A 24,667-nucleotide genomic window follows, 5' to 3' on the forward strand; every position below is an offset into this window, starting at 1 on the left:
AATATGAAAGCGCTTACAGAAAGTATTCGACAGATTCAAAGAAGTTCCTTCTATTTTTTTCAAATTTTCATTGAGGGAATTGTACGAGAGTCTTCACAGGAAGCTCTCTCGTTTCTCTTTCGAACGATTTTCTCTTCCATAAAAATCCGAAATAGTACATGTAACAGACGACAGATCCGACAACTAAGCCTATTACCCAAGTACCGGCTTCACTCGCTGTAAAATGAGGAGTGAGACCAGTTGCAGCGTAAATAAAAAGTTGGGCGCCTAAAAATACTTTAGGAATTCCTGTACCAAGCTCCGGAAGCCGCTGCGTAGACACGATAAAAACATATGCTAGCTGAAGAATAATCAATGCTCCAATTACACTCTCAATCACAAAAGGATAAAAACTGTAAAGGACTAGATAACCTGTTGGTTCAAGCCGGACAAACAACAGAATGAATGAAATTACAGCGAGGACCAGTGAAATGGTTTGTCCTACTTGGGCTTCTTTGGTTTTGACCGAATCAAACGCTGTCGCGATTAAAAAAAAGCCTAGAAAGTCTGGTAACACATCGATTGCATTGACGTTAAAATCGAAGACGACTAATAGGCTTCCTAGTAAAACACGCTTGTGAAAGTTCATTTGTTCTTCGCCTCCTGTACTTGTGCTTGGATCCATTCTTCGGAAGGTCTGCTGTTAAACGCTGACACTAAGAATAGTTCACTTGGCTCTCGAAATTCCTCTTTGATAGTTAATTGCACAGTTCCCCACTCCCCGAGAAATAGTGCGGGTGAATCGGATTGCACAACCACAAATGAATCTCCTTTACTAATTGAAAGCGGCTCGTCCAATGGAACTTTCAACTCTTTATCGTTTAAGCGAACACTCAAGATTTCAATACGCTCCTCTGGAATGATATCCATTAAAATGAAATCATCTTGTGCTCTATAAGACTCTGTCTGAGTTTCATTACTACCAACCCAAGATTGAGAAACAAGTACGTTGTTTAGCGGAAGCTTTTGTAGCACTTGAAGAGGAAACGACTGACTTGATTCATCTCCGAAATGAATAGTGAGTGTTTCAGCATTCTCTATAAACTCATAATAGCCATCGTGTGGCAATTGAATGGTTACAGAATAGATTGCGTGATACGGATACTCCACTTCAAGTTGCGCATTGATTTGAGGAGTCTCTTCAAAAAAGAAAATGTCTCCGTTGCCCGGTGCAAAGTTGTATCCATTGATCTCGACTTTTTCCACGTCAGCAGGTTCAAGAGTTTTCGTAATATACGAGACAAAAACTGAATTCAATTCCATATTCATTTGGCTCGCTACCACTACTGGCTCATCTACTGTTTTCGCCTCGTAGACACCGACGGACAACCAGCGAAACCCTAACAGAACGACTACTACAATCCAAAACTTCTTCATTCCACTATCCCCTAGAATTGATTTTCTTCAGTATAGTAGATTGGTTGATACTTGTATATCCTTTTATTCCATTTATTTGTATTTTATATTGAAAAGCTAGGCGTACTAAAATGGGCAACGCGTGGGAATAATGCTATGATAGAACGACTAGAGAGGTGACGATGACATGAAAAAATGGATGATAGTTCTCCCCATTGCCCTACTGATTTCCTGTTTATTAGTCATTCATTTTGACCTCTTCCGCTACTTGTATGAAAGAGATATTGACAGAGCACAAGCTTATTTGACTAGAAACTGGGCGTCTACACTATTACTAACCTTCTTAATCATGTTGATTCAACATACATTTACTATATTCCCTTTATTACTCGTCATCTCTATGAATGTTTTGATTTATGGACTACTACCAGGGTTTTTATGGAGTTGGTTTGCAAGCCTTCTGGCATCCGCCATCGTTTTCTACGCTGTTCGGTATTTAGTAGATGACTTGGTCGTCAGAAAAATCCCGAAATCAATTACACGCTCAATAGAAGCAAACAGCTTCCTGTATGTATTTCAAGCCCGTATCATTCCATTCATTCCTACTAGCCTCGTAAACTTAGCTGCAGGTCTTAGTCACGTGAAATTCATGCCATTTATCCTAGCTACCGCTATAGGAAACTTTATCTTTTTCTTCCTTTTAGCATTAGTGTCAGAAGGTTTATTAGAAGCGACAACGGAGCAATTTTCACTCTTTGGTATAGCGTTCGCGGCTCTTCTTATTTATTTAGTTCTCATGTGGAGAAAACGGAAATGGAAAAAACCAAAAGTGAAGACAGAAGAAAACCCGCCACACCTGTGACGGGTTTTTGTGGAATTACGACTGTTGATAAAATGCATCTGGAATTTTTCCGAATAGACGCTTGTGATAAAGAAGCGGCTCTTTGTCTTCATTATGAATAGAAGTCACTTCGCCGATTAGAATCATATGATCTCCAGCATCTACTGTATTGTAGACCGTGCACTCTAGCTGTGAAGCCGTGTCTTTTAATACAGCGACTCCATTTTGACCTGGGTGCCATTCACACTTGCCGAAGCGATCATCTACACGACTTGCAAATAGCATACACAAATCGCCTTGGTCAGCAGCTAAAATGTTAACATTGAAAGTAGTTGCATTTGTGAAAGCATCGTAATAAAACGCGTTTTTATCGATGGACCATAAAATTAAGAGAGGATCTATCGAAACCGATGCGAATGAATTTACGGTCATTCCAATCGGATTTCCGTCTGCATCTTGTGCAGTGACGACAGTAACGCCTGTCGGATAATTCCCTAGCGCTTGCTTAAATTGTGTAACAGCGTCCATACGGATCACTTCCTTCTTTCTAGTGTTTGTTCTCTTTTATCATACTAGATTGAGGAGTGAAATGCTTTCCATATACTCTCATTCAAAAGACTGATTTTTAGTTAGTAAAAGAGCTACATAAAACAAAAAATGGAGTTCTCGTAATTGAGTAACTCCATTCTGTTTGGTGTTGGGTGTGTAGGGGCAGTATTCCGCGAGCTGAGCCAAAATCGAGTTACGAAAGCCAGAAATACACCCCGGAATCAGCCGAACCCACTCTAGATATTCAGTTCTTTCGTTACTATATACCCATGAATTTTTCAACTAAATTTATTGGCGATCTCGCTTTTTCGAATCATCAATTTCTTTCCTACTCTTGATTGCTTGTTTCATAAACGCTTCAAAAATCTTACCTGAAGTTTCGTCACCAGCCATTGCAAATTCTTCCGGATGCCACTGGAAGCCGAATGCAAATTCATGTGTTTTACTTTCCATCGCCTCAATGATTCCATCTGTTGCACGTGCAACGACTTTCAAATCACGCCCAACTTGATCACATGCTTGGTGGTGGAATGAATTCACACGGAACTTTTCCTCCCCAAGAATTTTACCGATTTTAGAGTCCAAATCTAGCTCTACTTCATGAGAGCGGTAGGTACGAGGACCTTTTTGTAGGTGCAGATACGATTTTTCTTCTCGTTGCGCATGAATATCTTGGAACATCGTCCCACCTTGCACAATATTCAACATATGCAGTCCGCGACAGACACCGATATATGGTTTATCGAGTTCTAGCATTCGCTTTACAAGTTCCGATTCCATTTGATCGATTTCAGGTGCGATCTTGCCAAGTTTCAAATGCGGATTTTCATTATAATAAGAAGGGTCAATATCTTCTCCACCGGTAATAAATAGTCCATCCAGGCGAAGCGAAAGTTCATCTAGATTTTCATCCCCCATTACTGGAATCATAAGAGGTAAGCCCCCGTATTTTAATACAGTTTCTACATATACAAAAGGTAACCAGAAATGATCTTGATTTTGTGACATTTCTGCAGATATCCCTATAAGTGGTTTCATGTCATTCATCCTTTCAAGTACAATGACTATCTATACCCACTATTTCTTTGCTGTGAAACCTCTCGCCTGTTCTTCCAAATACTCGAGTACACGGCGATCAACTTGACCTCTAGATTGTTGGCGCTCTTCGAAGTTCTCCGTATGATGATACGTATCTAGTGCCTCAAGAACTTCGTCTGTTGAAACTTCTTCCAGTTTTAAATAACCGAGTTGATGAAGTGATGTTGCAAGTTGGGCTTCTAGTTCTTCTGTGATAGCTAATACATCGTCTTCTCCAGTCTTCTCAAAATACAGATGACGAAGTTTCAATAACCGTCCCAGTTCTTGCACAGGATCTTCGTGATCATCTATTCGCAGATCAATATAGCGATCCGTATACCCGCCGTAGCTCCCATTCTCTTTCACAACAAGTAAAGCTGCTGATTGCCGCCCTCGACTATCTCCACCAGCTGCATCTCCAGCAAGTAAAGCTGCTAGCAAGCGCTCAGCCAAAGGACCTTCCGTTTGCTCAAATGTCGCTTCCATCTGTTCCACCACTTGCTGGCTCACTAGGATATTTCCTTGAATCGCATAATTCTTAGCTGCTTTTCCACCAGCCCAGTCGTAACAATCATCTCCTGTGTATGCAGCGCTTTGGCCTGTAGCATCGACTATACCCACTTGCCGCCATGCTGCATTTTCATCTTTTTTCGTAAGTGTCTCTACTACTTCAAGCGGGGAATGTCCTTTTTCTAATAATTCTAGTCCTTCAACTCCATAAGAAAGATTAGCAAGAGATTGTGTTGCGATAGCACCAACACCAGCTTTTGCAAACGGTACAACTGCTCCTACCCCTAAAAATTTTGAAGCAACTGCAATTCCGAGCTCTTTAGTTTCTGGATCAAATCCTACAATTGAAAATGTCATCGTATGCTCCTCTCAAACCTCATTCTATTTTCAGTGTAATCTGAAAACTTAGCTTTTCAAAGTAATTTGGTTTAGCTTTCTACTGACTGGGTAAATTTAGAATAGACGACAGATAAAAACTTGGAGGGATTCACTTATGGCTACAAAGTACACAGTAGAAAATTCAGTACAAGCAAAGCAAAAAGTTGAAGAACTAGAGGCTCAAGGATATTCGCGAGATGATATTTATTTGTTCGCTCACTCAAAAGACCGAGAAGGTCACATCGCAGACGTATTAGACACTGAAAAGGTCGGCGTCAGTGAAAAAGGATTTTTTGAATCTATGAAAAATGCGTTTAGTAAACGAGGAGACCAGCTTCGAAGCGATATGCATGCTGCCGGATTGACTGAGGCAGAAGCCGAAGCCGCTGAGGAAGAGCTTGATCAAGGTAAGTTGGTACTCATCGTAAATAAATAGAGGGGCAACTGCCCACCATCTGAGCTGCCTACAGATGTAGGCAGTTTTATTTTGCCTTCTAGTGCAAAAACACGTATACTTATGAACATACGTTCCCCTCTACTCTCTCTTCGAAAGGAATCCTCTTATGAAACCACTTATTGTAGCTGAAAAACCTAGCCAAGCAAAAGCTTATGCCGATGCATTCAAGACAAAAAAGCAAAAAGGATATTACGAAATTTTTCCAGATGAGATTTTTCCAGATGGTGCACTAGTAACCTGGGCAATCGGACACTTGGTTGAGCTACGAGAACCAAAAGAATATGATGCTAAATGGACAAGATGGTCACTGAAGTCACTTCCTATCCTTCCCGATGCCTTTGAATACAAAGTTGCTCGAGGCAAATATGAACAGTACAGTATTGTTCGAAAACTTATGAAAGACGCAAGTTTCTTAATCAATGCGTGCGACATCGACCGGGAAGGTTCGAATATTTTTTACTCGATTTTGACACTCACAGGCATTCGTTCAAAACAAGTGAAACGGTTGTGGATTAACTCCCTCGAAACGTCGGAAGTGCGCAAAGGCTTCGCCAACCTTCTCCCAAACGACCGAGATCTACGTCTATATGAAGAAGCGCGTACGCGTCAAAAAAGTGACTGGTTGGTAGGCATGAACGCTTCTCGCATCTATACAATTTTGTTAAAGAAAAAAGGTGTGGCGACTGTATTTTCGATTGGCCGTGTGCAATCCCCTACTTTATATCTAATTTATCAGCGCACTCGTGAAATTGAGGACTTTCAACCAGAGCCATTTTTTGAGCTGGAAGGTAAATTTTCAACAGAGAATGGCAGTTATAAAGGAAAAGCTAAGATAAAAGAGAACGAGCGAAAGATTGTTGAAAACATTTTAGAAGAGCACAAACTAGCAGAAGGACAATCTATACAGGCGACAGTTTTGGATGTCGTAGAGAAACAAAAACAGATACCACCTCCCCAACTTCATTCGCTCTCAAGCTTACAGCTCGCTGCGAATAAGAAGTGGAAGGCGAGTCCGTCTGCCGTTTTAAAGGCAGCACAAAACTTGTACGAAAAGAAAATCATTACGTATCCACGAACCGATACACGTCATATCACACCATCTGAATTTCACTATATAAAAAACATCGCGGCTGACTTGCAATCGTACATTGGATGTTCGTTCCCTTTGCAAACTGCTCCATCCAAACGATTTGTTGATGCTAGTAAGGTACAAGAACACTATGCCATCATTCCAACACGAAAAGTTCCCAAGGTCGGGACTTTGAGTGGCCTTGAAAAAAACTTGTATGATGAAATCACTCGTACTACTTTAGGAATGTTCCATTCAGCATTCGTCTTTCGTGAAACGACGATCACGACAGACGTTTCAGAATTACCGTTTTATACAAAAGGCACTGTTCCTCTAGAGTTGGGGTGGAAGCAGTTATTCCCACAAAAAGAAAAAGAAGAATTTCTTCCAAATGTAGAAAAAGGGCAATCTGTCGAAGGAACCGTTCATATTGCGGAAGGCATCACAAAACCTCCAAAGCTCTATACGGAGGGACAATTGATTCAGGTCATGAAGACATGCGGAAAGCTAGTGGAAGACGCGGAAGACGCCGCATTGTTAAAAGAAGTAGAAGGACTTGGTACGGAAGCTACACGAAGCGGTATTATCGAGACATTAAAAAAGCAAGCCTATATTGATGTTGTGAAAAATGAAGTGCAGATCACAGAAAAAGGACGCATCCTTTGTCAATCTGTTGAAGGTACTTTGTTAGCAAGCCCTACAATGACCGCTAAATGGGAGAGCTATTTACAAAAAATTGGTCGAGGAGAAGGGACAGAGAGTCAGTTCCTTACGCAAATTACAGCTTTTATTCAACAAACGCTCGAAACTGTGCCTAGTCATTTAGAGACAAAGCAGTTCGCTGCACTGCCGGAAGAAGAAAGTGCAAGTCAGGCAATTACTTGCCCGCTTTGCAAGCAAGGTACTATTGTCTTGAAGAAGAGCTTTTATGGATGTTCGCGCTATAAAGAGGGGTGCACACAAACATTCCCCCTTCGAGTAGCCAGTAAAAAGTTATCACCTTCTGTTATCGAAACTCTATGCACGAAAGGTCGAACAGGCAAATTAAAAGGATTCACCTCAAAGCAAGGCAAATCCTTTGCTGCACATTTAAAACTTGTGGACGGTAAAATTACATTCGATTTTTAAACAAGAGGCATGCAAGAATCAGTTTTCAACTGTGCCAGTCCAACTTGACATGCCTTGCTTTACGTTTATTACTTCGTAACCTTCTTCTGCTAGCAGGTCACTTGCTTGTTGGGAACGATTACCGGATTGACAAACGACCACATACTCTTGATTCGGATCTAATCCCTCAAGATTTCCAGCGCTTATTTCAGAGAGCGGTTTGTTCATAGCTCCTGGAATGTGGCCAGCATCATATTCGTTCGTTTCGCGCACGTCAATAACGAGTGCTCCTTGCTCTTGGTACTCTGTGACTTCACTGATATCTATAGTTTCGTATACTGCTCCTTCACTAGAACAGGCAGCTAAAAGTAGTGATACCACACCAATTAAAATTGCTAACTTTTTCAATTCATTCACCTCATACTAAAAATACCCTACAAGGTATGTGAATGTCTATAAAAAAAACTCGCCACTTAGGCGAGTTTCTAGAACGGCGTTCTACACATCTAAATGGAATCGAGTTGCGCCTCCTAGAAATCCCGCAAGAAGCCATCGCGGCCTATGAAGCAAAGAGAGCTTCACAGTCCACGCTGTCTTCTCGCACAATTTCTGAACAGTCGGCTCCACATCTTAAATTAATAATTACTACGATCCTGCATGTTATTCTCAGAACGACGGTTTTCAATTTCCTCTACACGCTCTTCATGCTCGTGGTTCGATAAACTATCTTCGATCGCTGAAGGCTCACGTCCCTCATCTTCTAAAGCTGGGTTTAGTTCACCAAAAGCAGCAGGCCCTAAGTTCGGGTCAGTTCCAGGTGATTCTGCACCATAAGCTTTTGATTCATCGTAAGCTACAGGTTCTGACGTAGATGATTCAAAACGAGTAGTATCGTGGTGATCAGATTCCACCGTCTCCGCATTTGTCATTTGAGGTTTTATTTCAAATGCATCATCCTGCACAACATGGCCTTCGTCGTATCCTGTAGGTTCGCCTTTAAATAACTCGCGATTCTCTTCAGGCGTATGTTCGCCTAGAGCGGGTTCATTATCAGTAAAGCGTTTGTTCACAAACTCCGTTCCAACCGTACCTGCAGCATTTGTTTCTCCGTGATAAGATTCATACGAATTCCCTGTCTCACCAAATGTTGCGTAGTCATCTGACCGTACCTCACCTTCAACATAAAGAATCGCTCCACCATTTGATAAATCATTAGCGTAGCTCTCTCGTTCATGATCTTCTAAATTCAAGCGATGCAGACTTTCAGAAGTTGCATCCTCACCAGTGAAGAAAGATTTAAATCGATCCCAAAAAGATCCTGCTTCATGTGTATCGATTTGTGTATCCGTTGCATGCAGATGAAAGCGGTCAGGGTCTTTCGCTACAACGTGAATATCTGACTCATTGTATCCTTGCGCTCGCAATGATTCGATTTTCTGGTTCATTTCTTCCTGTGTCCAAGCTACTTCTACGTGTCGTTTGTTTTCCATTTAATAAGTTCCTCCTTCAAATTGGTAATTTTTTTGTTGTTAACTAGCTATTCCTTACTTATAGAACACCTAAACCTGTTGACTCGAAATGTCATTTTTGTCATCAACTTGTGATGTTTAGTCTGGCGAAAGAAGGGGATAATACATACTAGAACTACAACTAGTTATGAAGGAGTGATAGAAATGGCAGGGAAAAATAATAAAGCGCTACTTGCTGCACTTGGTCTCGGAGCTGCTTATCTTATGCGAAACAAGGAATCACGTGATAAGTTAGCGAAACAATTTGAAACGTTTACGAACACTCCAATGCGTGGACAGAAAAATAATGCGAACACTACAGGTCAAGAAACGCCTGAGTCTATGAGACATCAAGGACTTTAGATGTGTAAAACGCCACTCTAGAAACTCCGAGGAAATCCAGCGTGCCCGTGAAGGCGTACTTTAGCCTTTGCGGGTGCGATGGATTCCGGAGTGTGTTTCTGGCGTTTGAAACTCGATTCCAACCTGGAAAAGGTGTGTTAGACGGATTGTTCGGCAAATAAAAAAAGCCCTGAGGGCTTTTTTTATTTGCGATCTTCCCACTTCACTTCAGTACCATCTTCAAATTCCACTTCCAATTCAAACTCCTGATAATCGGTTACACCAAATGCTTCCGTTACCTGGGCAATCACATCTTCTTTTGCCAGATCAGCAGATAATTCAAAAGTAGAGAATATAGGATCAAGAGCCGTTACCGCTTCATCTCCACCCAAATTAATATCTTCTAACTTATTCACATATTCAAGTTCTGCACCTGACCTACCTGATTCAAAGTCAACATCAATAGCATCGTTTTCATCCGCCGTGTCAATGGAAAGATCAAAACTTGAGAAACCATATCCATCCGTCGTAACAAGATCACTATTTTCTACAGGAGAAGATTCTGCAGGTTGAGATTCTACAGTATTATCTTGTGTTTCATTACACCCAGCTAAAATTCCTGTCGTTAGAAGTAAAGATACACCTGTCCATTTCGCCGTTTTTTTCATTTCCACTCTTCCTTTCATAAATCCATTTAAAATTATCTTTCCCCTAAACGATTTGTGTTAAACTGAAAAAAGACACTTGACAGAAAGGATGAAGACGTTGACCAATCTACTTGAAATTACATCTCATGAGCAGTGGAAAGAACTACTAGAATTATCCGAAACACAACCTTTTTTCTTGTTTAAGCACAGTACGACTTGTCCAATTTCTGCATTTGCACATCGCCAAGTCACCAATTTTCAAACAGACCTTCCTATCTATTTTGTAAAAGTAATTGAAAATCGTCCGATTTCTTTAGAGATTGCAGACGATTTAAATGTTACACATCAATCACCACAAGCTATTTTAGTTATGCATCGCTTAGCAAAATGGGATCAGTCTCATTACGACATCACAGAAGAAACGATGGCTTCTGCCATTGATTTCTTAATTTAACAGGAGGCCCTCCCATGGATCAAATTGTCCGCGTAAGTCAGTATCTGCAAGAAAATGCTGAACAATTAATCGATAAGATTGTAGAAGATGCATTGAAACATATTACGTTTGAATTGTCGGAAGAGCAATTGCAAATTGCACGGCAGCAAAATATCGAATTTCTTCGAATGATGGCTCGTTCTTTCCCAGCAACAGATGAAGAAGCTGCTGCTGAATTACTAGACTGGGCGGAGAAACAAGGTGAAACAAATTCACAAAACATGGACGAATTTTCTCAATCCATAGAACCCTTTGCTCAAAACCGATTAGTATACTCTAAACATATTGCACAAGTAGCACTAGATTTAGAAGTAGGTCCTGCTCAGATTGTTCGAATCATGAACCGTTTCAATTATCTATTAGATGTTGCGATGGTCCAATCGATTCAATCGTTTGAAAAACATCAAGCAGCCAAGTTACGGGAGCGCCAAAATCAAATCAATGAACTTTCTGCACCTGTTGTCCCGGTTCAAGATGGTGTCGCTATACTCCCTCTAATTGGAATGATTGATTACGACCGTATGACTTATGTGTTGAATCATGTCGTTCCAAAGATCCCAAAGATGGAAGTTGATCACTTGATTATCGATTTTTCAGGGATTTTGACCATTGATTCTGAAATTGCACAACACATTTTTACTCTGCACAATGTATTACAGCTACTTGGAATACATTTATATTTCACAGGCATGCGTCCGAATATTACAATGGCCATCGTACAAGGGAATATCGACTTCTCTGATTTCCACACGTATGGTTCTGTACTTCAAGCACTAGCAGCAATCGAAAAAACACGATAATAAAGAAAGACTGCCGGCATTCTATCGCCGGCAGTCTTTTCTGTATTAATCAGGATAACGTTCTTCACTCGAAGACGAATCTTTCGTGTGACGAGGTTTGTCCTCATCTTTTACCTTTTGATTCAATTCTTCGACTGGAATTGTATCCACAGTCTTCATATCATCATGCATATCATAAATACTTTCTTGATCCGTTTTCATTACCTCCGGATTATCCATGATACGCCCTTTTATATCTTGTTTCTCTTGTGTTTGGTCTTTTTTAGGATCGTGTCTCATAAAAAACTCCTCCTTATTTACGTACCATGTTCACAAGCATATGAGCAAGTGCATGCTGTTGCTCTTTATCTCCAGAACGCCATAATTCTTGTAATAAATTCTCTTCTGCGTTGCGTGGTTCTTCTTTTTTAGCCAGATATCCCGCGACTACTTCTGCTGTCTTCGCTAATTGTTCTTCTCCTAGACCCATTTTTTCTCCAAGAGCTACTTTATCTCCTAAATAAGATTTGAATCTATCAAAGTCTTGTAAGATCTGCTCCTTTTTTTCAGGTGATACGTTTTCCATTTCGTTTTGTACTTTGTTTTGAATGTTGTCCATTAGTGTCCAACTCCCTTTTGTAATATTTGTTCTATGCTGTCAGGTACATCCTCAGTTTTTCCAACCAAACACTCTTCTAAACATTTTTCCAAAAATTTGATTCGATTGGTCTAGGGGGTTTATATCCAATGTTAATGGGTATAGTTTACTAGATTGGCACAGTTTCAACTTATTTACTAAAGAGGAGGAGATTTTATTGTTTAATGAGTTTTATGTACGTGACATGCTTTCATTTTTACCTGATCTTTTATTAGCACTTCTTGTTTTATTAATTGGATTTTTCATTGCAAAGTTCGTGGAGAAGCTCGTTTATAAAGGTTTGCGTAAGTTGAACCTTAATGAACGATTAGGTAACACAAAATCAAAATGGTCTGTGGAGAAAGTGATCAGTAAAGTAGTTTTCTTTATTCTATTATTGTTAGCTTTCGTTCTATTCTTTAACATCATGAACCTACATACTTTTGCTGCTCCGTTTGCTAGTATGTACGATACTTTAACAAGCGCATTCTTAAACATTCTAAAAGCTGGTTTGATTTTACTAGTCGCTTGGGTACTTGCCACTCTTGTAAAGAAAGGCATTCAAATGCTTGGCAACAAAGTAGACTTCAACCGCTTTGGTGAAAAAGCAGGGATAACGACTACTGGTGAGCAGACAACAAAATGGACAGATACAGTAGCAAATATCGCTTATTACTTGATCTTCCTATTATTCTTACCAGCCGTACTGAATGCACTTGGAATTGATGGATTAAGTGGTCCATTCGAAAATATGCTTTCAAGCTTTATCAATTTCATCCCTAAATTAGTATCTGCTGCAATTGTCTTTGCAATTGGATTCTTCCTTGCAAAACTTGTTCGTAATTTGGTAGAGAAATTCCTACACTCGGTTGGAATCGATCGTTTTACAGATAAACTGAATTTAAAAAATGATACCTCTACCTCTAATACGAGCCTTTCAAAAATTGCTGGTTTAGTGGCTTTCATTTTGATTTTGATTCCAATCACAATTACCGCTCTGGAAATTCTTGATTTAGAAGGAATTTCTGGTCCTGCGATTGCCATGCTCAATGACATTATGTCGATGATTCCACAAATTATCGTAGCTATCATCTTAGTCATTGTTGGTATCTATGTAGCAAAATTTGTGAAAGATTTTGTAATCAACTTATTGAATGGGTTTGGTATCAACAACTTAGCTAAAAAGATGGGTTTAAACTCTACAAATGCAAAGAACTTTGATATAGCGTCTATTATCGGAACTATTGTCCAAGTAGTAATCGTCTTGTTATTCGTTATGGAAGCACTGCAACTCGTTAACTTAGAGTTCATGGTTTCACTTGGAAGTGCAGTCTTCGCTTACCTTCCAATGGTAATTGCTGCATTAGTTATCTTAGCTGTAGGTTTCTGGTTAGCAAACTTAGCTGAAAAATTAGTAGGAAGTTTGATGAAAGATGCATCAGGATCTCCTCACTTCTTACGCCTAGTAGCTAAGTATGCTATCTTAGGATTTGCATTCTTCATGGCACTTAGCCAATTAGGATTCGCACCTGGTATCATTCAATCTGCCTTCATCTTAATCTTGGGTGGAGTAGCACTTGCTTTTGGTTTAGCCTTCGGACTGGGTGGACGCGAACATGCATCTCGTTACCTAGATCGTATGGAGAAATCAATTGATGAAGCAGAAGTTGATAAAGAGAATTACGAGCAGAAAAAAGAAGAAATGAAACAAAACGCGAAAGACGATGTAAAGGCTGCTCAAGAAGAAGAGCGCTTTATGCACGGAACTTCTGCTCATGGAGACGAGACACTAGCACAAGACGTCCCTCAAGATACAGGATTTAATCTTCCTGAAACAAATGATCTTCACCCATACCACGATTCACCGGAAGATCACCGTACTGACGAAGACCGTAAAGAATAACTTTATTTCCCCTCGGGCAGGTTCGCACAGCGGCCTGTCCGATTTTTTATGTGAGTTCTTGGACTCTTGGTTTCAGGCGCACTATAATGAGAGCTACAAGGAGCGATGTCGAGTGAAAAATGTAGCCTGGTACCGGATGTATCGAATAGTTTGGATGTCGATTAAATTTTTCCTGCAAGTCTACTTCTTCCAAAGAAAATATCGCGGTCGATTTACTCCTTCCGTTCAAGTGAAGTGGGAACGACTCATTGTAAAACAAGCGATAGAATACAAAGAAACAGCCCTGTATTTAGGCGGACTCATGATAAAAGTGGGCCAATTTCTATCTGCACGTGCAGACGTTTTGCCTCAAGCCTTTATTGAAGAATTAGAGGGGATGACAGACCGGGTCCCTCCTGTGGAACGCGAGCTTGCTATGAAAGTTTTAGAAGAAGAATGGAACGGGCCCACCTCTCAATATGTCACATCCATCTCAAAAGAATCGATTGCGTCTGCTTCCATCGGAGAAGTCTATAAAGCTACGCTTCTCGATGGTCGTGATGTTGCCGTAAAGATTCAACGCCCAGGCATCGAACGTATTATTCGGTATGACTTTCAGGCGATGCGTGTCGTTATTTGGCTTGCCAAGCGATTTACTACATTCACTAAGCAAATCGATTTTGACCTACTTTATAGAGAAATGGAAAGTACGTTGCTTCCTGAATTAGATTTCCTGCAAGAGTGGCGTCATGGTCGGTCGTTCCAACAACGGTTTCGTGATTTAGATGGCATCTGTTTTCCCATCTATTTTGAAGAGTATTCCACACGTAGAGTATTGGTGATGGAATGGATTGAAGGAACGCGAATCACGAATGTCTCTTATATGGAAAAACACGGTATTGATCCTACAGAAGTGACGAAACGGTTATTTAATTTGTTCTTAGAACAGATTCTGCGCAGTGGTGAATTTCATGCAGATCCACACGCTGGCAACATGATGATTCAACAAGATGGCACGATTGTTCTTTTAGATTTTGGAATGGTCGGAGCGATTACTCCTGATCAAACGCGCTCCATTATGAAAGCTATTCAAGGTATCTTGCTTGAAAATGACGATGAGATATTGGATGCACTTGAAGAGTTGAATTTCTTGTTACCCAATGCAGATCGGCCACTTTTGGCAGATACGATTCGACGCATGATTCATGCATACGAAACGAATGAGCTAGCTAAAATGGACAGTTATATTATCGAAAGACTGCTGACCGATATTCGTCATATTGTTCGCACGCAGCCTGTTCAATTACCTGCAGAATTTGCATTCTTTGGTCGAGCACTTACAACGTTTGTTGGTGTTCTCCATGCACTCGATCCGAGTGTGGACTTATTGGCTCTTGGGAAACCACGCATCTTGAGTTGGACACGAGATAAAGCACTTGGAAACGAAGATGTGAATCAACAAGACCGTGTCTTATCCTGGCTTCAAAAAGGGGCTGTTCCTTTACAAAAGGTGTATTCACTTTTGGATGAACCTGCCCGCTTACGCAAATTAGTTGAAGCTACAACAATCGAAAAAGTACGTGTGCAACATATCTTTTTAGATCGGGCTGTCCATGCGTTGATGGGAGCTATTTCATTAATTGCCTTTTTCACTGGCATATTCTTTCAACATGTTTGGCTCTCTACCTTATCAGCCATTTTCGGGATTGTATTCTTACGCAGCTTTTACAAAAAACGTTGAGCGATATGTATAAAAAAGAAGCCTCCGACTGAACTGTCGAGGCTTCTTTGCATCTAGTTAATTGCGTACGTATCGATTTCCTGCTGCGTGAAGTGCTGCAACTAGCAACAATACACATGTCACAATGAATAGAATTGTCGGGACATACCAGCTACCTGTTGTTTCATTCACGAATGCGAACAATACAGGTCCTGCTGCTGCAAGAAGATATCCAATAGATTGAGCAATTCCCGATAATTCTGCTGCATCCATAGCTGTCTTCGTGCGTAGCGTGAACATCATCATCGTCAGAGCAAAAGATGTACCTCCAGCGAATCCAATTAAAATCATCCAAAGGATTGTCATTGCTCCATTTGGATCAAGCAGTAAGCCAGTGAATCCAATGATGTAAAGAACACTGAAGAACCAGACAAGTGGACGTTGATTTACCATTTTCGCTGCCAAAATCGGAGCGATGAAGGTCATCGGTAACTGGGCAAACTGCATAAAGGATAGCATATACCCTGCAGAATCTGGGCTCATGCCCTTTTCAATCAACATCGCCGGTAACCAAGCGGCTGTCGTATAGAAAATCAAAGACTGTAACGCCATCATCAGTGTCACGCTCCATGTGACAGGAGATTTCAAAATAGATGGATTATCTACTATTTCTGAAGTGGCATCAATCGGTTCCGTCTTACGATGTTTCAATTGAGGTAACCAAATAACAATTGCCAGCACTCCAAGAATTGCCCAGACTCCTAATGAACCTTGCCATCCGAATGATGTTTCTGCTGCAACTGGATATGCAATTCCTGCTCCAAGTGCTGCTGATAAGTTCATGACGACAGAGAATACGGCTGTCAATAAACCTACATGCAGTGGGAAACGATCTTTAATAATGGATGGTAATAACACGTTACCAAACGCAATCGCAACACCAATAATAGCTGTTCCGAAAATCAATAGTGTAATTGAGCCACCCGAACGGAGCGCAATTCCCCCAACAAGTAACACTATGGACCATAATAAAGTAGCTTCTGTTCCAATTTGCTTGGCCACTTTAGGTGCAAACGGTGAAACTACTGCAAATGCCAATAATGGAATCGTTGTAAGTAGTCCTATTAATGTCGTTGACATCATGAGGCCGTTTTGAATAAATTCCGTTACCGGTCCAACTGCTGTTAGAGGAGAACGGAGAGTCAGTGACAAAAAGATAATTCCGAGTATAAACAGCACTAGTCCCTGCTGTTTCGTTGGTTTTGTCATATATATCCTACTTTCTATCATTGTAAATGTATCAAACCTTATTTAGTATACACCATTTCATTGTATGATGTCAGACCTCTATCTTAATTTCCTATGTGTTTTGCCCTATTTTAAGTAGTAGAGGTTTGTTCAAACAGGTGTCTGGGTATTTATTAGTCAAGTGCACGAAATACCTGTAAGGAAAGTAAAACAAACCGACATTTAGGAGGAATTCAAATGGAAAAATTAGTAGCCGGTCAAAAATGGTTTAAAGTTGGAGCAGCAGCATTCTTATCTTTAGGTTTACTAACAGCTTGTGGAGATGGCGTCGATCAAGACAACATCGATGATGGTACAGAGCAAGAAATTGAAGAAGATGTAAATGACGCAGAAGATAATATGGATGACACGGATGAAGAAGATTCAGAGTAATTCATGGTCCAAATCCCTACCCTCTATCTAACTAGATAGAGGGTTTTTCTATGAAGTGCCCTAAGTCCCTACTGTTCTTTGATTTCAAATTTTTCATACTATAAAAATAAGAAATTCGCACTCTTTCTTTTTTATTTTTTCGATTTATACTGACACTAAAAGTTGTTGTAAACGGCAAACTTGTCCGAAAGGCAAGGACGCAAAGCCATGAGCCTAAGCATACAGTGTATGTAAGGTCGTCAGGTTGCCAACATCCTACTAGGATGCTTGGTCAAACATCATCCTAGGAGGGAATCATCATGAAAAAAATCGTTGTTCTATTCTTTACTCTCTTGCTATTCATCGGAGGTAGTCCTGCAATGGCGCAAACACCAGACCGTGCAACTTGGCTATGGAACCCATGGATGTTCTATGATTCGCCAGAGTCCACATTAGCGTTCTTACAACAAAAGAAAGTTTCAACTGTCTTTGTGCAAATCGATTCAGACATCCCACGCACAAACTATCATGCATTCTTGACAGGTGCTCATAAAGCGAATATCAAAGTGTTTGCTTTAGACGGGGCTCCAAACTGGGGCAACACTACTGGCGCTAAAGCAAAAAACAAATTCAAAAACTGGGTAGCCAATTATCAAACAACTGCTCCAGCTACAGCAAAGTTTGATGGCATCCACGTAGATATCGAGCCTTACGGACTTCCTGAATGGGAAACGAAACGTGCCGCAACTGTTCGAGGCTTTCAAAATGTAATCACAGAGCTTGCTACCTTTTCAAAGACACACAAATTACAGTTTGAAGCAGACATTCCATTCTGGTTTGATGAGATCACTTATAAAAATCCAGCTTACGGAAAAGGGAACTTAGCAGAGTGGACAATCAAAAATACAGATGGTGTTGCCTTAATGTCTTATCGCGATACAGCACAAGCGATTATTGATATTTCTTCAAAAGAGATGGCTTGGGGGAATACGTATGGAAAGAAAGTTCGTGTAGGTGTCGAAACGATGGAGTCTAAGGACTATCCTTTCATTAGTTTTCATGAAGAAGGCGAACAAGCGATGGAACGGGCATTAGTAGATGTCAACACTGCATTTAGGGGTTATTCTTCATTTGCAGGAATTTCTGTGCATCACGTTGGCAGTTGGATGAATATGCGCCCTTAAAAACCGTCAAAATAAAGAGAGTTTGTATAGTGTGCAGGGGAAGCTTTCCGCGGGCGCGGGCTGAGCCTCGGTCTCAGCTTCCGCTTTTTATCCCGCTGGAGTCACCCCTGCACACTCTATCAAGTTAGTCACTTTATCACACCATTTTAAATAAATGGTTTCTTGGCAATAGAACGGGCCGCATGCAATCCACTCGTTGTAACGCCAATTGTACCCCCTCCTGGGAAGATATGATCTCCGCATAAATAGAGCCCAGGCAAACCTGAGCGATGGGACGCTGCACCAAATAACGCATGCCAAGGCGTTTGTGCAAATCCTCCAACGTATCCATTTGTACGTAGTGTATAGTTCTCCCAGCCACGCGGAGCACCATCTTCGATAAAATCAATGGCTAGTTGAAATCCCGGGTAATACTGTTCGACAGCATCTAAAATCCGCTTCTTTATCATTTCTCTATATGCGTCATAAGATTCTTTTGTTTTCCAGTATTCCAAGTTTGTATGGGTAGAGATGGTAACCGTCTGATACCCTTCCGGCGCACGTAATCGGTCTTCTGGTTTTGAAACAGAGACAAAGAAGTGCCACCCTTCGTCCATCTCTCCATTTGGTCCATGTGAGATTTGCTGGAAAGGTGCAAAAGACTTCTCTAGTTTGGAAGAGTCAATCGCAATATAAAGGGAGTATGTACCCCACGTCGACTTTTGAGGCATCAGTTTTATTTTTTTCGGTAGTTGTTCCCATTGATGCGGCTCGAGCAATCCTTCCAAAGAACGTGGATCTCCATTGAATACAACTGCATCCGCTTCGTAGATGGTTCCTCGATGGTCCTCTACTGTCCATCCCGATCCGTCTCGTGTGAGTTTTGTAACAGTACGTGGCTTTTTCACTCGGCCACCATGAGACATAATCACTTCCGCTAGCACTTCCCCAAAGCGATACAGGCCTCCATTCACATAATAGGCGCCTTCATGATAAATATCGAGTGCAATACATGAAAACAGTGCAGAGGCATGCCGAGAAGTCGTCTGCATACTATCGATTAGAATCCCATCTAGTATATGCCGAAACTCCTCAAGGTCGTGTAGCCCGTGCTTTCTTAGGATAGACTCAAGTGGCTGGAGTAAAATAGGTACTAGCTTCAAATGGGTGGGGCGAAGAACTTTTGCTACTGCCGTCACATCTTGAAGTTGGTCAGGTGGCATCACAGGCAGAGGCTTCATCAATGTTCGAATCCGGTTCGCTAAATCGAAAACTTCTTGGTAGAAACCTTCAATTTTCTCCTCATTTCCAGGAAAGGCGCGTTGCATCTCCTTTACATGCTTTTGCCGGTCCTTTGAAAAAGAAATTGTTCGGTGCGGATGATGAAGATCCATAACGTGGTCTAGCTGTTGTGCTTCCACTTCCACGTTCAAATACCGAAAAATCCGTTCGTGAATGCCGCCAGGTTCTAATGCCATACCAAGCGTTGCACCAGCAGCGAATGTATAGGGGTGACGTCTATATTTCCCGGCACACCCAGACAGCTCTGTCATCGCTTCCAAAACAGTGACCTGCGCACCGTCTTTTGCCAGTAATGCACCGGCAGTCAATCCTCCAATCCCTGACCCAACGACTATCACCTTTTTCATAACCCCGCCCCCTTTTAGTTCTACAGTAAAAAAAGTAGAAGAAGAACGCAATTTCCCTGCCTGACACTTTCTATTTTTCTGATTAGTCGGTATACTTGTAATTGATTCGAAAACCGTAATAGTTAGGAGAGAAATTATGAGTTTACCAAACCGTACAGAAGTACCAACACAAGAAACATGGGATTTAACCCACCTGTTTGCATCAGAAACTGACTATGAAGCTGCTATTAAAGAATTAAAAGAAAGTGTCACATCTTTTGAAACAACCTACCATGGCAACATTTCAACTGCTGAGGATGTGCTGAAAGCTGTAGCTGCTTATGAAGCCATCTACAAGCAATTGATTCCAATCGGTACATATGCAAGTTTAGCAATGAGTGTAGACCAAACAAATGAAGAAGCACAGATGCGCGCGAGTAAATTTGGTTCTGTATCTGCACAATTAGGAAGCCAAATGGCATTCTTAGAAAGCGAGCTTTTAGCGCTATCTGAAGACGTATTAACGGAAGCGAAAAATCAATCTGCAGAATACAGCAATTATTTAGAAGAACTCCTTCGTGCAAAGCCGTATCAATTGCATCCAGAAGTAGAGAAGACATTAGCTGCTCTTTCTACAGCATTCGATGCGCCTTATGAGTTGTACAACACAACTAAAATGGTCGACATGAACTTCCCAGATTTTGAAGCAAGCGGTAAAACACATGGCTTGAGCTATGTTGCATTTGAAAATGAGTTAGAAACAGAAAACGATTCAGAGGTTCGTCGTACAGCATTTGCTGCTTTCTCGGAAAAGCTGCGTCAATACCAGCACACGACTGCAAAGACGTATGACATGCACATCCAACGTGAAAAAACGATTGCAGACCTTCGCGGCTATGACAGTGTATTTGATTACTTGCTGTTCAACCAAGAAGTAGATCGCACATTGTACGACCGTCAAATTGATTTGATCATGAATGAATTAGCTCCGCATATGCGCAAGTACGCCAAATTACTTCAGCATGCGCATGGTTTAGATAAAATGACTTTTGCAGACTTGAAAATCTCATTAGATCCTAGCTACGAGCCAGAGGTGACGATTGAAGAATCGCGCAAGTACATGCAAGACGCACTTGGAATTATGGGCGAAGATTATATCGATATGGTCAACCGTTCATTCGATGAGCGCTGGACAGACTTTGCTAACAATAAAGGAAAATCAACTGGCGCATTCTGCTCAAGCCCTTATGGTTTCCACCCATACATCTTGATCTCATGGTCTAGCAAAATGAATGAAGTATTCGTTTTAGCACATGAATTAGGACACGCAGGTCATTTCTACAACGCGCACAAGCATCAGAACGTATTCAACTCACGTCCGTCTCTTTACTTCATCGAAGCTCCATCGACTATGAATGAGATGTTAATGGCGAATCACCTACTGAGCACTTCGAATGACCCGAAATTCAAGCGCTGGGTGATCTCGTCGATTGTAGCGCGCACATACTATCACAATTTTGTCACACATTTATTAGAAGCAGATTACCAGAGAAAGGTTTATGAACTAGTCGATTCAGGGAACAATGTAAATGCAGGCACATTAAATAAACTGAAACGTGAAACACTTGAGCAATTCTGGGGTGATGCTGTCGAAGTGACAGAAGGCGCAGAACTGACTTGGATGCGCCAGCCACACTATTACATGGGACTTTATCCATACACATATAGTGCAGGTCTCACAATCTCGACTCAAGTTTCCAAACGCATCTTAGATGAAGGCCAACCAGCTGTTGAAGAATGGTTGAAAGTTCTTCAAGCGGGCGGTACGAAAAAACCTGCTGAACTTGCGAAAATGGCTGGTGTGGACATCACAACAGAGCAACCTCTTCGCGACACAATAGCGTATATTGGTGAATTGATTGATGAACTTGAAAATCTAACAAATGAGATAGAAGCACAGAGCTAAACTGCTGTCTGCTTCTGTCTTTCTGAAACGACCTAGGCTCTAGGTCGTTTTCTAATAAAGTGAGGAGTGGACGGTATGGTTAGACAATGGAAACGCGTTTGGGAAGCACGTAAATGGATGAAACAAAATGAAGGATTTTTGCCAACTTGGCATGCTTATTTGGGGTACCGTCTAAATTTCTTTGATGAACTCCAGCAGAATGGTGCTGTCGGTGCACAAGTCAAAGACCGTGAACTTCTAGAAAACTGGGTGCAAACGGGCTTGATTCTTGGTCACTTGAAGAAAAAAGGCGACAAGATCTATCCAAGCACGCAAATGAAGAATTATTTCACAAAATCAAGTGATGTAGCAATCGGTGACTTACTCGTTGAAATGATGGAGTTACATATTCCTTCGTTAATGGATTATGCACCTGTGCTAAAAGGAGAGACACCTCGCCGCACGTTTGATGGAGATGAGCACGGCACAGCTGTGGCAACCACATCTTCCTTCATTGAACAAATCAGTTACCGTGCTGTAAAAAAAGTTGTTTCTGAAATTGGTTGCGAAACCATTTTAGATATCGGCTGTGGAAATGCAGGATACATCCGACGTCTCGCAGAAGAATTTCCACATAAAGAGTTTGTAGGCATCGATTTAAATAAAGCAGTTGTAGAAGATGCTAAAAAGAACACACAAAGCCTGACAAACGTACGTATCGAACAGCAAGACCTTCGTGAATGGGACAATGAAGGCAAAACGTTTAGTTGCATCATGATGCACAATCTCCTTCACTATTTCTCTCCAGTAGAGCGTATGGAATTGATGAAAAATATTGAAGGTCTTCTAGACAAAGATGGCGGCATCTCTTTGATTACTCCACTTTATTTATCCGATCATGGCCAGGAGTTTTCGGCAGCGTTTAATAATTTCTTATCCGTCCATAAAAATCTGCATCGTCTGCCAACTGCTGAAGATGTAGAAGTTTTAGCTGCTGCTATTGGTCGCAAAGTCACGAGCTTGAAGCCGATTGTGAAAGAAGGCGGATGGTACTCGATCGTAATCAAATAGTCATAGATGAGGAGAACGTTTTCATCACTTATTATGTTGAGTTCCGTTGCGGGGCTGCTTTCCGAGGGCGCGGCGTGAGCCTAAGGAGAAGCACTTTAATCATTCAAATTCTGCTGGAAATGATTGCGTAAGAACAAACTAAGAAGAATCGCGCAGGGGCCGCTCGAATTGAGCGGCCCCTGTCCTTTTCATTTTTAATTTGGTCTTGAAAGCAATCGTTGGAAGTAGAATTGAATTGTTAAATAGCACTACTAAAAAGCAGCATGCTTCTTCTACTTGAGAGGCATGCTGCTTCTGTTTTTTAGTGACCACACTTATAAAAGTTTTGTCTCAAGTTGATCTAAAATCGATTTTGGGAACACAGCACGGACCGTCATCAACGGATCGACCATTTGGCACACTTCCACATTCCCAACCGCACTCATCAACATCAAAGCATCCTCAAATGACAAGTTTGAATACGCAACCAAACGATTCACCAATAAGTCAGTCGCCAGCTTTGCCGCTTCATCCAGTGTCTCAGCTGAAGCGATTTGCGTGAAATAGCGCCCATTTTCTAAAATCGGTTGTTCGATTGTCATGCCTTTTATAACTTCTAACTTTACTGTTACAGATCCAGCGACTTCCACACCCGATACAGAAACTTCACCGTCCCCCATAGCTGCATGCAAGTCTCCTAAAGCGAACAAAGCACCGGGTGTGTTCACTGGGAAGTAAAGTGTTGCTCCCTCAGTGACCATCTTGTTATCCATGTTCCCACCATGTGCTCCAGGTGTCCCACAGTTTACATCTTCCCCTGCTGGTGCGACCCCAATAACACCAATCATTTTTCGCACCGGCAAGCTCAACTGATTGAACAATACACGCCCATACCGCACATGCATCACTTTTGCTTTCATTTCTTCCACCTGTTCACCAAGCGCACCTAGACCAGGCCCTACCATCATGACACCCTTCACATCTGTTTCAATGGCCAAGATAGTAACCTTTAAAGCATCTCCAGGCTGAGCACCTTCTACATAAATGGGACCTGTTGCGGGATTGATTTGATCCCAGTCCAGTTCTGCAAGAGGCTGTTTCTCCGATTTGATTTGATCTGTAAAGCAATCAAATGTTTCAATCGTCAAGCTCTCTCCATCTTGTGCCGTATAAATCGGAGTATGATTTTTAGAAAACGAATAAATGTTCCCTTCCGTCTTTGCAATCACTTTCATGAATCGAATCGCCTCCAAGTTGTCTTTTATAACTCATCATACGTGAGCGGAATATCTTGGCTACGAATGAGAGAATTTAGTTTCCCTTGTGCTTGCGTCACAAAACGCGTTTCATTGACCTCTGTTGATGCTCCATCGTTGAAGCGGAATGTGTACCAAGATGGATCCTCTGATTCGGGCGGACGAACATGGTAGATGACTTCTTCAACATCCTGCCACCCATATACTTGAAGCTCTTGTTGGAAAGGGGCCCGGTACACAATTTCTTCCTCTGTGACTTGAAAATACCCTAATGCAGCTCCATAAAAACAATAAAGTGATGCGCTGAGTAGTAGAATTGACGTCAGCACCGTCCACTTCTTCACATCTAAAATCCACAAGAGTAGTGGCGCGGCTACTAGTAATCCAACGGCAACTCCATATAGTAGATAACTTGATGGATACACATAGGTAAACACTCCATTACGCACATAATAAGCAGTTTCTGTAACGACCACTGGCGCAATCAACCAAATAATAGGAGAAAAAAGTAGCATACTAATGGCAATCGCCATAAAGACATGTCGAGCACTATAATTTTTCATAAAATCCTCCTG

At 41.4% G+C, this 24,667-nt stretch carries 26 protein-coding genes and 1 riboswitch; of the genes, 12 read left to right on the top strand and 14 right to left on the bottom strand.

Annotated elements, in window-relative coordinates:
• Nucleotides 1-67 precede the first annotated feature (67 nt).
• Both ACF3OH_RS11500 and ACF3OH_RS11505 read right to left on the bottom strand, forming a co-directional pair.
• Nucleotides 68-628 (bottom strand): hypothetical protein, encoded by a 561-nt coding sequence (locus ACF3OH_RS11500; protein ID WP_204589557.1) that lies wholly within the window; start codon nucleotides 626-628, stop codon nucleotides 68-70.
• Entirely contained in the window at nucleotides 625-1,416 is a 792-nt protein-coding gene (locus ACF3OH_RS11505) for a hypothetical protein (RefSeq protein ID WP_392454752.1), read from the bottom strand. Before ACF3OH_RS11505 ends, ACF3OH_RS11500 begins: the two co-directional genes overlap by 4 nt.
• Nucleotides 1,417-1,582: 166 nt before the next feature.
• On the opposite strand from ACF3OH_RS11505, the gene ACF3OH_RS11510 reads away from it, so the two are divergent.
• Nucleotides 1,583-2,257 carry a TVP38/TMEM64 family protein gene (locus ACF3OH_RS11510; protein ID WP_204589555.1) on the top strand — a complete coding sequence of 225 codons (675 nt, stop codon included), beginning with the start codon at nucleotides 1,583-1,585 and terminating at the stop codon, nucleotides 2,255-2,257.
• Nucleotides 2,258-2,272: 15 nt separating this feature from the next.
• Here ACF3OH_RS11510 and ACF3OH_RS11515 read toward each other — a convergent pair whose 3' ends face one another.
• The 3 genes from ACF3OH_RS11515 to ACF3OH_RS11525 form a co-directional block, all read right to left on the bottom strand.
• A complete protein-coding gene (locus ACF3OH_RS11515; RefSeq protein ID WP_204589554.1) occupies nucleotides 2,273-2,764 on the bottom strand; it encodes a flavin reductase family protein in 492 nt (163 codons plus the stop codon).
• 309 nt (nucleotides 2,765-3,073) lie between these two features.
• The gene (locus ACF3OH_RS11520) at nucleotides 3,074-3,823 is read right to left on the bottom strand and encodes a gamma-glutamyl-gamma-aminobutyrate hydrolase family protein (protein ID WP_392454753.1); all 750 of its coding nucleotides are present in this window, start codon (nucleotides 3,821-3,823) and stop codon (nucleotides 3,074-3,076) included.
• A gap of 39 nt (nucleotides 3,824-3,862) precedes the next feature.
• Nucleotides 3,863-4,729: a DUF1028 domain-containing protein gene (locus tag ACF3OH_RS11525; protein WP_392454754.1), complete on the bottom strand. Its 867-nt coding sequence runs from the start codon at nucleotides 4,727-4,729 to the stop codon at nucleotides 3,863-3,865.
• Between the two features lie 136 nt (nucleotides 4,730-4,865).
• Between ACF3OH_RS11525 and ACF3OH_RS11530 the strand changes: the two genes are divergently transcribed.
• Together ACF3OH_RS11530 and ACF3OH_RS11535 are read left to right on the top strand one after the other, a co-directional pair.
• Nucleotides 4,866-5,186 (top strand): general stress protein, encoded by a 321-nt coding sequence (locus tag ACF3OH_RS11530; protein ID WP_392454755.1) that lies wholly within the window; start codon nucleotides 4,866-4,868, stop codon nucleotides 5,184-5,186.
• 127 nt (nucleotides 5,187-5,313) lie between these two features.
• Complete coding sequence (locus ACF3OH_RS11535) at nucleotides 5,314-7,404, top strand: DNA topoisomerase 3 (RefSeq protein WP_392454756.1); 2,091 nt, start codon at nucleotides 5,314-5,316, stop codon at nucleotides 7,402-7,404.
• Nucleotides 7,405-7,422: 18 nt separating this feature from the next.
• Here ACF3OH_RS11535 and ACF3OH_RS11540 read toward each other — a convergent pair whose 3' ends face one another.
• Both ACF3OH_RS11540 and ACF3OH_RS11545 read right to left on the bottom strand, forming a co-directional pair.
• Entirely contained in the window at nucleotides 7,423-7,791 is a 369-nt protein-coding gene (locus ACF3OH_RS11540; protein WP_392454757.1) for a rhodanese-like domain-containing protein, read from the bottom strand.
• A 227-nt stretch (nucleotides 7,792-8,018) separates the two neighbouring features.
• Nucleotides 8,019-8,873, bottom strand: coding sequence for a general stress protein (locus ACF3OH_RS11545; RefSeq protein WP_392454758.1), 855 nt, complete (start codon nucleotides 8,871-8,873; stop codon nucleotides 8,019-8,021).
• A 183-nt stretch (nucleotides 8,874-9,056) separates the two neighbouring features.
• On the opposite strand from ACF3OH_RS11545, the gene ACF3OH_RS11550 reads away from it, so the two are divergent.
• On the top strand, nucleotides 9,057-9,254 hold the full coding sequence (locus tag ACF3OH_RS11550) for a hypothetical protein (protein ID WP_392454759.1): 198 nt from the start codon (nucleotides 9,057-9,059) through the stop codon (nucleotides 9,252-9,254).
• A 182-nt stretch (nucleotides 9,255-9,436) separates the two neighbouring features.
• Here ACF3OH_RS11550 and ACF3OH_RS11555 read toward each other — a convergent pair whose 3' ends face one another.
• Entirely contained in the window at nucleotides 9,437-9,901 is a 465-nt protein-coding gene (locus tag ACF3OH_RS11555) for a YusW family protein (RefSeq protein ID WP_204589547.1), read from the bottom strand.
• 97 nt (nucleotides 9,902-9,998) lie between these two features.
• On the opposite strand from ACF3OH_RS11555, the gene ytxJ reads away from it, so the two are divergent.
• Entirely contained in the window at nucleotides 9,999-10,334 is a 336-nt protein-coding gene (gene ytxJ / locus ACF3OH_RS11560) for a bacillithiol system redox-active protein YtxJ (protein ID WP_392454760.1), read from the top strand.
• A gap of 14 nt (nucleotides 10,335-10,348) precedes the next feature.
• Nucleotides 10,349-11,173: an STAS domain-containing protein gene (locus tag ACF3OH_RS11565; RefSeq protein WP_392454761.1), complete on the top strand. Its 825-nt coding sequence runs from the start codon at nucleotides 10,349-10,351 to the stop codon at nucleotides 11,171-11,173.
• A gap of 45 nt (nucleotides 11,174-11,218) precedes the next feature.
• Here ACF3OH_RS11565 and ACF3OH_RS11570 read toward each other — a convergent pair whose 3' ends face one another.
• Entirely contained in the window at nucleotides 11,219-11,452 is a 234-nt protein-coding gene (locus ACF3OH_RS11570; protein ID WP_392454762.1) for a hypothetical protein, read from the bottom strand.
• A gap of 13 nt (nucleotides 11,453-11,465) precedes the next feature.
• A complete protein-coding gene (locus tag ACF3OH_RS11575; RefSeq protein WP_392454763.1) occupies nucleotides 11,466-11,771 on the bottom strand; it encodes a DUF3243 domain-containing protein in 306 nt (101 codons plus the stop codon).
• A 196-nt stretch (nucleotides 11,772-11,967) separates the two neighbouring features.
• Between ACF3OH_RS11575 and ACF3OH_RS11580 the strand changes: the two genes are divergently transcribed.
• Nucleotides 11,968-13,692 carry a mechanosensitive ion channel gene (locus ACF3OH_RS11580; protein ID WP_392454764.1) on the top strand — a complete coding sequence of 575 codons (1,725 nt, stop codon included), beginning with the start codon at nucleotides 11,968-11,970 and terminating at the stop codon, nucleotides 13,690-13,692.
• Between the two features lie 112 nt (nucleotides 13,693-13,804).
• Nucleotides 13,805-15,412, top strand: a complete 1,608-nt coding sequence (locus ACF3OH_RS11585) for an ABC1 kinase family protein (protein ID WP_392454765.1) — start codon at nucleotides 13,805-13,807, stop codon at nucleotides 15,410-15,412.
• A gap of 57 nt (nucleotides 15,413-15,469) precedes the next feature.
• Here the strand turns inward: ACF3OH_RS11585 and ACF3OH_RS11590 are convergent, their stop codons facing one another.
• The gene (locus tag ACF3OH_RS11590) at nucleotides 15,470-16,660 is read right to left on the bottom strand and encodes an MFS transporter (RefSeq protein ID WP_239584819.1); all 1,191 of its coding nucleotides are present in this window, start codon (nucleotides 16,658-16,660) and stop codon (nucleotides 15,470-15,472) included.
• A 216-nt stretch (nucleotides 16,661-16,876) separates the two neighbouring features.
• Here ACF3OH_RS11590 and ACF3OH_RS11595 point away from each other — a divergent pair, with 216 nt between their 5' ends.
• Nucleotides 16,877-17,071 carry a hypothetical protein gene (locus tag ACF3OH_RS11595; RefSeq protein ID WP_204589540.1) on the top strand — a complete coding sequence of 65 codons (195 nt, stop codon included), beginning with the start codon at nucleotides 16,877-16,879 and terminating at the stop codon, nucleotides 17,069-17,071.
• A 163-nt stretch (nucleotides 17,072-17,234) separates the two neighbouring features.
• Nucleotides 17,235-17,323: riboswitch (cyclic di-GMP riboswitch) on the top strand.
• Between the two features lie 47 nt (nucleotides 17,324-17,370).
• The gene (locus ACF3OH_RS11600; protein WP_204589539.1) at nucleotides 17,371-18,234 is read left to right on the top strand and encodes an amidase; all 864 of its coding nucleotides are present in this window, start codon (nucleotides 17,371-17,373) and stop codon (nucleotides 18,232-18,234) included.
• A gap of 146 nt (nucleotides 18,235-18,380) precedes the next feature.
• On the opposite strand, the gene ACF3OH_RS11605 is transcribed toward ACF3OH_RS11600, so the two are convergent.
• Entirely contained in the window at nucleotides 18,381-19,862 is a 1,482-nt protein-coding gene (locus ACF3OH_RS11605; protein WP_204589538.1) for an NAD(P)/FAD-dependent oxidoreductase, read from the bottom strand.
• A 136-nt stretch (nucleotides 19,863-19,998) separates the two neighbouring features.
• Between ACF3OH_RS11605 and pepF the strand changes: the two genes are divergently transcribed.
• Together pepF and ACF3OH_RS11615 are read left to right on the top strand one after the other, a co-directional pair.
• Nucleotides 19,999-21,807, top strand: a complete 1,809-nt coding sequence (gene pepF / locus ACF3OH_RS11610) for an oligoendopeptidase F (protein ID WP_204589537.1) — start codon at nucleotides 19,999-20,001, stop codon at nucleotides 21,805-21,807.
• Nucleotides 21,808-21,882: 75 nt separating this feature from the next.
• Nucleotides 21,883-22,857, top strand: coding sequence for a class I SAM-dependent methyltransferase (locus ACF3OH_RS11615; RefSeq protein WP_204589536.1), 975 nt, complete (start codon nucleotides 21,883-21,885; stop codon nucleotides 22,855-22,857).
• Nucleotides 22,858-23,171: 314 nt separating this feature from the next.
• Here ACF3OH_RS11615 and ACF3OH_RS11620 read toward each other — a convergent pair whose 3' ends face one another.
• Together ACF3OH_RS11620 and ACF3OH_RS11625 are read right to left on the bottom strand one after the other, a co-directional pair.
• Nucleotides 23,172-24,071, bottom strand: a complete 900-nt coding sequence (locus ACF3OH_RS11620) for an acetamidase/formamidase family protein (RefSeq protein WP_392454766.1) — start codon at nucleotides 24,069-24,071, stop codon at nucleotides 23,172-23,174.
• Between the two features lie 26 nt (nucleotides 24,072-24,097).
• Complete coding sequence (locus ACF3OH_RS11625; protein ID WP_392454767.1) at nucleotides 24,098-24,655, bottom strand: hypothetical protein; 558 nt, start codon at nucleotides 24,653-24,655, stop codon at nucleotides 24,098-24,100.
• Nucleotides 24,656-24,667: the final 12 nt, after the last annotated feature.

The organism is Chryseomicrobium aureum, assembly GCF_043182735.1.
In the GTDB taxonomy this organism is placed as follows: Bacteria; Bacillota; Bacilli; order Bacillales_A; family Planococcaceae; genus Chryseomicrobium; species Chryseomicrobium aureum.